The organism is Rhodococcus sp. BH5, from assembly GCF_027583855.1.
Taxonomy (GTDB): Bacteria; Actinomycetota; Actinomycetes; order Mycobacteriales; family Mycobacteriaceae; genus Rhodococcus_F; species Rhodococcus_F qingshengii.
Window position 1 is genome coordinate 356,914 of sequence record NZ_JAJHVW010000007.1, and the last position, 11,648, is coordinate 368,561.

Consider the following 11,648-nt stretch of genomic DNA (forward strand, 5'->3'; position numbering starts at 1 on the left):
GTGAACAGCGACGCCGCGACGCAGGATGGCCTCAAGCGAGGGCTGACAGCGCGCCATATCCGCTTCATCGCCCTCGGACCAGCCATCGGAACCGGACTGTTCTACGGCAGCGCCGAGGCCATCAAACGAGCCGGCCCGTCGGTGCTCCTGGCCTACCTGATCGGCGGTATCGCGGTCTACCTGGTGTTGCGAGCGCTCGGCGAGATGGCGGTCCGTAACCCGGTTTCCGGTTCGTTCAGCGAGTACGCGAACAAGCACCTCGGACCACTCGCCGGTTTCATGACCGGGTGGACGTACACGTTCGAGATGGTGATCGTGTGCCTCGCCGACGTCACCGCCTTCGGCCTGTACATGCAGTTCTGGTTCCCGGACGTACCGAGATGGATCTGGGTTCTGGCTGTCGTCTTCTTCATCGGCGCGATAAACCTGTTGAGCGTCAAGGTGTTCGGCGAACTGGAATTCTGGTTCACGCTCGTGAAGATCACCGCCATCATCGCGATGATCGCCGGCGGCATCGCGATCATCGTGTTCGGATTCGGCGTTCACGACACCGATGCCGGAATCAGCCACCTCTGGTCGGACGGCGGGTTCTTCGCGACGGGCTTCGGCGGATTCGTCGCGTGTTTCGCGATCGTCATGTTCGCGTTCGGTGGCACCGAGATCATCGGTATCACCGCGGGCGAAGCCGAGGATCCGGCGCAGACCATCAGGAAAGCCGTCAACACGGTCCCGGTGCGCATCATTCTCTTCTACATCTGCACCCTCGCCGTCATCATGGCGATCATTCCGTGGCAGACCATCAACTCCGACAACAGCCCGTTCGTCCAGATCTTCGAGAACCTCGGATTGGGAACGGCCGCATCGATCCTCAACATCGTCGTCATCACCGCGGCCCTGTCCGCCATCAACAGCGACGTTTTCGGTGCGGGTCGCATGATGTTCGGAATGTCGCATGCCGGTCAGGCCCCGCAGGTGATGAAGAGAGTCTCCGCCAACGGTGTTCCGTGGATGACCGTTGTCATCATGACCGGTGCCCTGTTGGTGGGAGTACTGCTCAACTACCTGATCCCGGACCAGGTGTTCCTCGTCATCGCCTCGCTGGCGACCTTCGCCACCATTTTCGTCTGGATCATGATCCTGCTCTCGCAGTTCCGTTCCCGCGCTCAGATGAGTGCAGACGAAACAGCGGCACTGAAGTTTCCAGTGCCGCTGTGGCCGTACGGTCAAATCTTCGCGATCGTGTTCCTGGCTTTTGTCATCGTGTTGCTCGGCGTCATCGCCGATACCCGAGTTGCGCTGCTCGTCGGTGCCGGATGGCTGGTTCTGCTGACGGGCGCGTACTACAAGTGGGTGAAACCGGCTGTCAGCGCAGCGGATCGAAGTGGCGCATGACGGTCGGCGTCTGAGCGCCGGTCATCGAGTCGGCCACCATCTTTCCGGTCAACGGACCCAGGGCGATTCCCCACATCCCGTGACCACCGGCGACGTGCACCCGCGGCGACTTCGTGGCTCCGATCAACGGCAAGCCGTCGGTAGTGCACGGTCGTGATCCCACCCACTCCTCTTCCCGCGCAGTCCAGTCGATGCCGCTGAGCATCGGCTTGGCTGCATCGATGATCGCCTGCACGCGGCGCGGATCCAGCGGCGCGTCAGGGCTGCGGAATTCCATCATTCCGGCCACTCGGAAGCGATCGTGCAACGGAGTGCATGCGACGCGCTGGGTGGGGAAATACACAGGGTTCTTGGGGAGGTGCTCGGGCTTGACACTGAAGCTGTATCCGCGTCCGGCCTGCACCAGTTTGCGCACACCGAACGGTGCTGCGAGCTTGTTCAAGCGGGCACCGCTCGAGATGACTACGGAGTCACCGTCGCGTGAATCACCGTGTGCACTGCGAACAGTGACTCCGCCGACCCGATCGTCGATCTGCGTGACGTCGAAACCGCTGACGATTTCTCCACCGCGTTCACGAACCGCGTCCGCCAACGAGTTCACGAACAACGGGGGATCGATGAAACGCTGATTGCGCAGGCGCAAACCGGCTTTCACACCCTGGCCGAGTGAAGGCTCGAGCGAATGAATCGCGTCGTAGTCGAGGAGGTCGAAGTCGACCTCGCCGCCCGCGGCCTCGACGTGATGGAACTCGTCCACCAAAGTCTGTCGGTCCTTCTCGGACGCAAACGCGGCGAGGAAAGGATCGGCCAGGCGGGTCAGCTCTTTGACGCCACCGTCGGCGAGTTCGTCGTACGCGCCCAAGGCTGTTCGGTTGACCTCGGTGTAGACCGACATCGCTTCCTGCCACTTCGACGGCGTGCAGTGGCGCGCGAACCCGACCAGGAACCGAATCAGCTTCAGATCGGTGGTCAGTGGCACGTACACCGGGGACGACGGGCTGAGCATCGCGCGCAAGCCGTATTGGAGCACTGCGGGTTCGGGCAGCGGAAGCGTCAATGCGGGGGCAAGCCAACCGGCGTTGCCCCAGCTCGCGTCGGCTGCGACGCCGTCGCGATCGATGACGGTGACCTCGACTCCACGTTCCTGCAAGAACCAGGCCGTCGACAATCCGACAACGCCCGCACCGACCACGACCACACGATCGGGGCTCTGACGAGTTCCCATGACGCACTCCTTCTACAGACTCTGCTCGAACCGAGACGCCGGTCACATCCGGCTCTTCTCTCAAGCATGAATCGCGGGGGCGGCAAAAGGACTGGCCGTTCGGCCATCGTCGGAGCTACCTCGTTGTGGATTCGCACAACGCACCGCCGCGCCTGCTCAGCGAGCGAGTTTGAACTGCAGCATCAGAATCAAGCGGGTGTCGGCGTCGGTCAGGTCGACGCCGCACATCTCCTTGCCTCGACGCAGGCGGTTGCGGAGCGTGTTGGGGTGAACATGCAGTGCGGCAGAAGAATTCGCCACGTCACCGCCGTGCTCGAGAAAGGCCTTTGCCGTCGCGACCAGATCGCTGCCGTGCTGAGAGTCGTGACGTTCGAGGCTTCCGAGTGGTGTGGAGTCGCCGAGTCCGTCGATGATGTCGGCGACGTGCAGGGCGAGAACGGAGGCCAACGTGTCCCTCATTCCCGCGACGGTTCCGCCGGACCGGCCATGACGAAGCGCTCCGAGAACATGGTCGGTGTCCGAGCGCGAAAGATGTGATTCGCTTGCAGACTTCACTGTCCGACCGACGGCCACTGCCAGGAATTCGCGGCCACGGGCGCGGGTGAGGAAGTCGGCGGACAATCGGCGAGCGTTGGTCTCGTCGGTCGCGATGACAAGGTAGATGGTCTCGGACAGTTGAGCGGCAACGGCGTCGACGGCCAGAGTGTCGAGGTACAAGCTCAAGGACGCGACCAACCCCGCCGGCAGTGGTCCCGCAACGGTTCCGACGGCGACGACGGTGAGCGGGCCTGCCAACCGCAAGTCGTCTGCGGCGCGGAATGCGGGTTCGCCACCGCCGATCAGAGCTTGGACGCGCTGGGATTGGCGACGGCGTGTGCTGTCGACCCGGTCACGCTCCGAGGCGATTCTCTCGGCCACGACAGATACCGCGGATCGAAGTATCGATTCCTGTGTGGGCGTCGGTGTTCCGGCGAGTGCGACCCAGATCGAGCCGACGGGGTGATCGTTCTCGCGAACTGCGATGACCAGGCGCGGCGTGATCGCAGGGTCTTCGAGATCAACGTAGATTGGGTCGCTCTCTCGGTGGAGACGATCGAATACTCCTGCATCGGAGAGTAATTGGCGGAATCGGCTGGGTACCTGCCGGCCGAGGATCGTGCCGATGCGGGCTTCGTCCACGGCCTGCTCGCCGCCGGAGTACGCGAGGACAGTCGAGTTCTCGTCCTCGATCGTGACGGGAGCGCCGAGCAATTCGGCCAGAGAACCGGCAACGGAGAATAGGTCGTCGTCGCGCAGGTCCATGGGTGGGAGCCTACTGAGCGATCGACGGATTTCGGGTTCCGACGCCTCGGCAGGACCTCGATGGCGAATATAGGCTGGTGCAATGGCCGACATCGAAGGTGTTCTGTTCGATATCGACGGAGTCCTGCTCACGTCCTGGCAGCCGATCGAGGGAGCAGGGGAAGCCGTACGCGAAGTTCGGCGGCGGGGATTGGCCTGTGGGTTTCTGACCAACACCACTTCGCGCAGTTCGTCGCTCATCGCGCAGGGGTTGTGCGACGCCGGTATCGAGGTCGAGGCGAGCCAGATAGTTACTGCCGCCAGGCTCACAGGGGAGTACGTGCGGGCGACGTATCCGGACGCGCGGGCGTGGGTCCTCAATCACGGTGACGTGTCTGCCGATCTCGAGGGAATCGAATTCGACGACGCCGATCCTGAGGTCGTGATTCTCGGCGGTGCCGGCCCGGAGTTCACTCACGAGGCGCTGAGCCGAGTGCTCGAACTTCTGCTCGCCGGTGTGCCCGTCGTCGCGATGCACCGCGGGATGATGTGGGAGACCGTAGACGGCCTTCGGATCGACACCGGAACGTACTTGCCGGGCTTCGAGGAAGTGGCAGGTGTAAATATCGCCGCAGTGGGTAAACCGTCTCTCACGGGGTTCCTGACAGCCACGGAGCTGATGCATGTCGAACCTGAGGCGACGGTGATGGTCGGCGACGACCTGATCGGGGACGTCCTCTCCTCACAACGAGTCGGCTTGACCGGAGTTCTGGTGCGCACAGGCAAGTTTCGGCAAACAGTGCTCGATCTGTCGGTTCAGAAGCCTGATCATGTCATCGATTCGGTCGCGGATCTTCCGGCCCTTCTCGGGGTCGTCCTCGAGGCTTGACCAGGCGGGGGTGACGGACTTCACTCGAGCGGGTACTCTCGCGCCCGAATCCAATGAACTTGTTCCACGAAGGAGTTTTCTATGCCCTTGATCTCGTCAGTCTGGTTCCGTCGCTCATCCTCTCGAGTCAGCGGAATTTCCAGTAGTCGGTTGGGGGGCCGCCTGGCGAGAACAGGGGCTGTGATGACTGTAGGTATGGGGCTCGCCGCCGGGCTGGCGCTGACCGGTGCGGGAGCTGCTTCGGCAGCCCCCGTCACGTGTGTCTCGCCGCCGTCGGCCAATGACATCCAGGTCTCCGAGACCGCGAGCTGCGGCGCGCAGTCCGTCGGAGCCGGCCGTTCGCAGGCCGGTGCTGCCGAGAGCGGTACCGCTGTGAGCGTCGCCGCCGACAACGGCTACTCCAATTCATATGCAAACGGCTTCGGAACCGCGCTGGGGGCTTCTCGCGGTAACGGTCAGGCGCAGGCATTTGCGCTCGGCGGCGGTATCGCGCGGGCCGGGGCGGCTGACGGCAACGTCACCTTCGCCATCGCTGGTTACGGAGCGGGCGCTACGGCCGATGCCAACGGCGTCGACTGCGTCGGAGTGCTCTCGTTTGCGGTCAATTTGAGTAACGGACAGTTCTGCATCGCGGGCTGAGGCTCAACCTTGCACTCGGCACGCTCGAGTGCTAAAAATGCAGTTGGCACTCGCGAACCGTGAGTGCCAGGTCGAGGCAGTGAGACCGGGAACCATAGACACCCCCGGTCGTCCGTCGCGGGCACTGACTAGACCACAGGCGTAGATGGGTGACCAGGCAAATCGGTCGCCCGTGTAATGAGGTGACTGGTCAAACGGTCGCCTTGTGCCGATGAGGTGACCCGACGAGCGGTCACCTTGTGTGTCACCCCCTATCCGGAGGATCACTTCGCAATGGCAAAGATCATCGCGTTCGACGAAGAGGCACGTCGTGGCCTCGAGCGAGGCCTCAACGCCCTCGCCGACGCTGTCAAGGTGACGTTGGGCCCCAAGGGTCGCAACGTCGTTCTCGAAAAGAAGTGGGGCGCCCCCACGATCACCAACGATGGTGTTTCCATCGCCAAGGAGATCGAACTCGACGACCCGTACGAGAAGATCGGCGCCGAGCTCGTCAAGGAGGTCGCCAAGAAGACTGACGACGTCGCTGGCGACGGCACCACCACCGCTACCGTTCTCGCACAGGCTCTGGTCCGTGAAGGCCTGCGCAACGTCGCAGCCGGCGCGAACCCGCTCGGCCTCAAGCGCGGCATCGAGAAGGCTGTCGAGGCTGTCACAGCTCGCCTGCTCGAGACCGCCAAGGAGATCGACACCAAGGAGCAGATCGCTGCTACCGCCGGTATTTCCGCCGGCGACCCGTCCATCGGTGAGCTCATCGCCGAGGCTATGGACAAGGTCGGCAAGGAAGGCGTCATCACGGTCGAGGAGTCCAACACCTTCGGCCTGCAGCTCGAGCTCACCGAGGGCATGCGCTTCGACAAGGGCTACATCTCGGCGTACTTCGCCACCGATGCAGAGCGTCAGGAAGCCGTCCTCGAAGACGCGTACATCCTGCTCGTCAGCTCCAAGATCTCCACGGTCAAGGACCTGCTGCCCCTGCTGGAGAAGGTCATCCAGTCCGGCAAGCCGCTCCTGATCATCGCCGAGGACGTCGAGGGCGAAGCTCTCTCCACCCTCGTGGTCAACAAGATCCGTGGCACCTTCAAGTCTGTTGCCGTCAAGGCTCCCGGCTTCGGTGACCGTCGTAAGGCTCAGCTCGCCGACATCGCCATCCTCACCGGTGGCGAGGTCATCAGCGAAGAGGTCGGACTCTCCTTGGAGACCGCAGGCCTCGAGCTCCTCGGCCAGGCACGCAAGGTCGTCATCACCAAGGACGAGACCACCATCGTCGAGGGTGCCGGCGACGCCGACGCAATCGCCGGTCGTGTCAGCCAGATCCGCGCCGAGATCGAGAACAGCGACTCGGATTACGACCGTGAGAAGCTGCAGGAACGTCTGGCCAAGCTGGCCGGCGGCGTTGCAGTCATCAAGGCCGGCGCTGCTACCGAGGTCGAGCTCAAGGAGCGCAAGCACCGCATCGAAGATGCAGTGCGTAACGCAAAGGCAGCCGTCGAAGAGGGCATCGTCGCCGGTGGTGGCGTTGCACTTCTCCAGGCAGCTCCCGCACTGGACGACCTCAAGCTCGAAGGTGACGAGGCAACCGGCGCGAACATCGTTCGCGTTGCACTGTCCGCTCCGCTCAAGCAGATCGCATTCAACGCAGGCCTCGAGCCCGGCGTTGTTGCGGACAAGGTCTCCAACCTGCCCGCAGGTCACGGCCTCAACGCTGCGACCAACGAGTACGGCGACCTGCTCGCTGCAGGCATCAACGACCCGGTCAAGGTCACCCGCTCGGCACTGCAGAACGCAGCGTCCATCGCGGCTCTGTTCCTGACGACCGAAGCCGTTGTCGCTGACAAGCCCGAGAAGGCCGGAGCGCCTGCAGGCGATCCGACCGGCGGCATGGGCGGCATGGACTTCTGAGTCCATCTCCACCTAGCTCCTAGAGCCCGGCCCACCGTTTGGTGGGCCGGGCTTTTTGGGCAATGAAGTTCTGCCGATGTCGAGTTGGATAGCACGCTTTTCGACGCCGAACGCCCACTGACGTTCGGTTTGGTGCTGAACGTAGGGCGCTGTCGGGTTAACGCGTAGTAGGCCTCTCAGCCGAACTCGGTTCTAGTCACGAGATGACTGTTCGTCCGATCGGGGCCGAAATCCGCTCGGTGCTAAGTCCGGCGGGTATTTCCGATGTGCGATCATAGACAGTGTCCTTGCCCCGCCGAGTTCCGATCGGCGGGGCAAGGACATTGTCAGCGATGGAGATTGTCAGTACTTGAAATTGAATCCAGTGGCAGAGTTGAACGTGGCATCCTTGTGGTCAAGGAAGTCGAGGGCGTTGATCGACGGATGCGTTGTGGTGCCGCCAGCGGACTGCAGTCGGACGGTGCCGCCTGTCGTTACCGTAGTAGCCAAAGTCGAACTTCCCGTGTAGCACCAGTCACCCGACGAGTTGGTGGTGATCAGCACGGACTTTCCGTCCGGGGAGACATTGGCCGGATCCAGATCGACCTGCGTATTGAACACCGTCCACAGGCTTGCCACGATCACCTTTCCGCTAGCGGCGACAGCGCCGGCTGGTGCAGGTGTGGACTTGCCATCGACGACTGCCCCGCTGCCCCCGCCGGAGTACGCCATACCGCAAATCATGTAATCGGCAGTCGGGGCCACCGGTGCCGGAAACGCACTAGCCGTCCCGCCTCCGATGATTGCCATCGTCGCAGCTCCGGCGAGTACGGCAGTTCCGATTCCAAGTCTCTTCATTTGAATCTCCTATTGGTGAGGGAGAAACGCAGAACGCGCTTCTCTTGAGTGCCACAGTGAGAATCTTCGACGCCACTCAGATTGCTCGAGTGCGAAATCTTGTGGCTTGCATCTCAATACACAAGAAAGCGGAACTTGTTCCAATTCGGATCAAATTTTTGTCGACGCCCGTGGCTGGGGGTGGCGATGGGATGGAGTAGGGATGTGAGTGTCTCGATTTCATTGGGGGGCAGGTGCTTTGCCGTGGTTGGCCGGGCGGTCGAGGTGGATCGCGGCGGTCGCCTGGCTTTGAGGGGTGGAACGGTGGTGTAGCTCTTTTGGTGGGGTTTGCACCTGTTTCGATAGTGCTTTTGGTGGATCAATCTCCGCCAAATGATCTAGGAGGCGCAAACTTCCGTTGGGCATTCTCCAACTCCATTCGGGCGCTAGTCCTTTCGGATGGCGGGGTTGATTACCTTGTAGGGCTAGTACTTTCGGATGACTTATGTTTGCGGAACTAAGTTGGTGTGCTTCGGGTTTCAGGTTTTGCCATGGGCGTTTCTCATGACTGTGGGCGGTAGCTCGCAGGTGCGCCGGGCAGCTGGGTGCGTGTCGTCGGTCGTGTCATGGGGGTGACAATGTCTCGTATTTGATGGTCGCCTGAGCGCTTGCGATGACAGTCATTCCGATAACGAATTGGCGCGACTCGCCCGTAGCATTCACCTCGGTGGTAACACAGATCGGTATGAATTCTTACCCCGCCCTAGATGACTTTGAGATCTGGCAGCTCGCACAGTCTATGTCGCAGCGAACCGTGATCGAGAGGTCGGCAATGATTCGGCGCTGCGCACGCGACGTTGCTGCCGACCCGACCCAGTTCACGCCCCATCAGCTCGCAACCTGGCTCGCTAATCAGGCATGGTCAGCCTCGACGCGGGCAACATACTTCGGGCACTTGAGTGCATGGCATCGGTGGCTACAGAAGACTGAGAGGCGAGTGGATGATCCGATGATTCACCTCGGCCGTCCGCGTCGCCCAAGGAGGGTGCCGCACCCAGTCTCCGAAGAGCACATGCCGATCCTGATTAGCACGAAGATGCACAAGAAAACCATGGTAATGGTGTTCCTTGGCTCGCTCCAGGGGCTTCGCGCCCATGAAATTGCCAAGGTTCGCGGCGAAGAAGTGGATATCGTCGGCGGGACATTGAAGGTCCAAGGCAAGGGTGGAGTGTTCGCGATCCTGCCCCTCCATCCTGAGGTGGCACGTCTCGCCGCGGACATGCCGCGTAAAGGGTGGTGGTTCCCGTCGCGGACCGACCCCAAGCGTTCAATGCGCCCAAAGTCGGTGACCAACACCCTGAAGGCACTGATGGTGCGCGCAGACGTGCCGAATACTGGGCACTCGCTGCGGCATTGGTTTGGGACGATGCTCGTCGACAGCGGCACGGACTTGAAGACAACTCAGGAGCTGATGCGTCATGCGTCGCTCGCTGATACGCAGATGTACGTGACGGTGAAGGATAAGCGAAAGTTTGAGGCAATTGCTCGACTGCAGCTCGGGCCGGTTGCATGAATTGAACTTCAATTCGTCTGGTTTGATACCCCCATGAAGAAGACATTCATGGGGGTATTGGCCGTTGCAGGTTTGATGCTGACAGGGTGCGGATCAGGTGAGCCGGATACGCTCTCGCCGACGGTGACGGTCTCGGGCATCGCAAACAAGGCAACCGAGGGCTCGAAGGCGTGCAAGTTCTACGAAGGAACTGTCCGCGATGGTGCCGAAGTGATTATGCGAGGGGCTGATGATCGAATCTTCGGGAAGGCCTCACTCGCCGTCGTCGACGTCCACTCGGCCGGTGGCAATAAGTCGATGTGCGTCTTTGAGGCCAAGTTCGACGACATTCCACCTGGCGAAGCTGCCTACCAGGTCCAGGTGAGCGGCTTCGATCAGGTCATCTTCACTGAGGATGAGATTCGCGATGGTGCGAACATCACCTACCGTGATGACCTATCGGCTGCGTTCGACAAGCTCGGCGGAAAGTAGCTCGTCACCCCACCCTCACCCCATCGCGCGGGGTCGGATGGGTGGGGGGAGACTGGCTGGGGCCCGTGTAGGCGACGAAAAGCCCCGCTCGCTCTTTCGGCTCCCATACCGGGCAGTCCGGTTCAGGGTCCAATCGTGATGCATGCAATGATTTCGGCACTATAAAGATCAGCCCCGGCAGATGCGGCAAACATCCCCAGGGCCCGGCCGACAGGTGAAGTGTCGACGTGAACGACGGTACCCGGTGGACGCGGCATGCGTCGAGCAGTGGCGCATGACTAGCAGTGCGAGCCACCCACTCAGCCATGAGACCCTCAAACGCATGAAGCTGTCGGCCCAATCGCCGACCTCAGAATTTGCCTATATCGACGAATCTGGTGATGTGGGCATGAGTGGTGGGTCGAAGACCTTCACGCTGACATGCGTACTGATTCCCATGGATGATTGGGATGATCGTCTCAACTATCTGGTCAAAATGAGACGCGAGATCAAAAGGAAGTACGGCGTCCTTCTTCGACAAGAAGCCAAGGCGAACCACATTGTTGGAGCGAAGAAGGTTTACCGCGACCTCGGGTTGGGCGATGGTCAGTTGCGTGACATTTATCAGATGCACATGCGCGCGATCGAGCGATTGTCGTCAGGCACGTTCTCGGTTGCGATTCGCAAGGACAAGCTGGTAAAGAAGGATGTCGACGTCCTGGATATGGCTTGGCGCTACCTTCTTGAGCGGCTACGAAAGCGGACTGAGAGCACCGGCGCTCCAGTTCTGTTGATCCATGACAACGGCCAGGACGGTGACATTCGAAAGATTGTCCGCCGATTTAGGAAGTTTACCTGGACCGCCGCGGGTGAGCGAACCAGCGCTCCACTGATTATCGAAGACCCGGCCCCTCGGGACTCGCAGCAGTCATACTTCATTCAACTCGCTGATATCGCGGCATATGCAGCTGCAGTCAAAGTCCTCCCGCGGAATGGACGAACGAACCTGATTTGCAATGAATTGATGTGGGATCTACTTGGCGATGTCAGGGTTGCTGCAGTGTCGCCATCGCGTGGTGATGGGCTCTACGTCTTCCCTGCATAGAAGAAGGGCCCCCGAAGCAATGCTTCGAGGGGCCCCTTGACGGCTAACCTACCTCGGCCATGCGACCGGATCAGCTAGCAACTTCAGTACATCACACAGTCGACGACCTGTCACGGGCCTACCCCTGTGACGGGCTCGGTGTTTCATTCGCCGTCATAAAATGACAATTCGATCGAAATCCGCGAATTATGACCTGCGTGTGCAACGAAAAAATGCCCCCGACCCCACCGCTGGATGCGATGAGATCGGGGGCGTTGTCGTGCGAGTGCAGGGGTCGGGCGGGGTCGGATAGTATGGTTGCGCTGCGGCGATCGAGGGAGTCGGTCCGCCGCGCACGTCCCACCCTTCAGTTGTGCGCTCTCTGGGGGGTGGGACCCAA

General features: G+C 61.3%; 10 protein-coding genes. 7 read left to right on the plus strand and 3 right to left on the minus strand.

Annotation, left to right across the window (positions count from 1 at the left end):
- Positions 1-1,392 (plus strand): amino acid permease, encoded by a 1,392-nt coding sequence (locus RhoBH5_RS20170; protein ID WP_270008713.1) that lies wholly within the window; start codon positions 1-3, stop codon positions 1,390-1,392.
- Here RhoBH5_RS20170 and RhoBH5_RS20175 read toward each other — a convergent pair.
- Complete coding sequence (locus tag RhoBH5_RS20175) at positions 1,364-2,617, minus strand: NAD(P)/FAD-dependent oxidoreductase (protein WP_269577880.1); 1,254 nt, start codon at positions 2,615-2,617, stop codon at positions 1,364-1,366. The genes RhoBH5_RS20170 and RhoBH5_RS20175 overlap by 29 nt on opposite strands.
- Positions 2,618-2,773: 156 nt before the next feature.
- Positions 2,774-3,919 (minus strand): PucR family transcriptional regulator, encoded by a 1,146-nt coding sequence (locus RhoBH5_RS20180; protein WP_003941492.1) that lies wholly within the window; start codon positions 3,917-3,919, stop codon positions 2,774-2,776.
- Between the two features lie 82 nt (positions 3,920-4,001).
- Here RhoBH5_RS20180 and RhoBH5_RS20185 point away from each other — a divergent pair, with 82 nt between their 5' ends.
- The 3 genes from RhoBH5_RS20185 to groL all read left to right on the plus strand — a co-directional run bounded on the left by RhoBH5_RS20185 (position 4,002) and on the right by groL (position 7,325).
- The gene (locus RhoBH5_RS20185; RefSeq protein ID WP_020906711.1) at positions 4,002-4,787 is read left to right on the plus strand and encodes an HAD-IIA family hydrolase; all 786 of its coding nucleotides are present in this window, start codon (positions 4,002-4,004) and stop codon (positions 4,785-4,787) included.
- A gap of 81 nt (positions 4,788-4,868) precedes the next feature.
- Positions 4,869-5,426: a DUF6764 family protein gene (locus tag RhoBH5_RS20190; RefSeq protein ID WP_019744475.1), complete on the plus strand. Its 558-nt coding sequence runs from the start codon at positions 4,869-4,871 to the stop codon at positions 5,424-5,426.
- Between the two features lie 273 nt (positions 5,427-5,699).
- Entirely contained in the window at positions 5,700-7,325 is a 1,626-nt protein-coding gene (gene groL / locus RhoBH5_RS20195; protein WP_003941476.1) for a chaperonin GroEL, read from the plus strand.
- Between the two features lie 342 nt (positions 7,326-7,667).
- Here groL and RhoBH5_RS20200 read toward each other — a convergent pair whose 3' ends face one another.
- Complete coding sequence (locus tag RhoBH5_RS20200) at positions 7,668-8,162, minus strand: hypothetical protein (protein ID WP_020906712.1); 495 nt, start codon at positions 8,160-8,162, stop codon at positions 7,668-7,670.
- A gap of 1,051 nt (positions 8,163-9,213) precedes the next feature.
- Here RhoBH5_RS20200 and RhoBH5_RS20205 point away from each other — a divergent pair.
- The 3 genes from RhoBH5_RS20205 to RhoBH5_RS20215 all read left to right on the plus strand — a co-directional run bounded on the left by RhoBH5_RS20205 (position 9,214) and on the right by RhoBH5_RS20215 (position 11,269).
- Positions 9,214-9,714 (plus strand): tyrosine-type recombinase/integrase, encoded by a 501-nt coding sequence (locus RhoBH5_RS20205; RefSeq protein WP_270008714.1) that lies wholly within the window; start codon positions 9,214-9,216, stop codon positions 9,712-9,714.
- 33 nt (positions 9,715-9,747) lie between these two features.
- Entirely contained in the window at positions 9,748-10,185 is a 438-nt protein-coding gene (locus tag RhoBH5_RS20210; protein WP_270008715.1) for a hypothetical protein, read from the plus strand.
- Between the two features lie 322 nt (positions 10,186-10,507).
- Positions 10,508-11,269 carry a DUF3800 domain-containing protein gene (locus tag RhoBH5_RS20215; protein WP_270008716.1) on the plus strand — a complete coding sequence of 254 codons (762 nt, stop codon included), beginning with the start codon at positions 10,508-10,510 and terminating at the stop codon, positions 11,267-11,269.
- Positions 11,270-11,648: the final 379 nt, after the last annotated feature.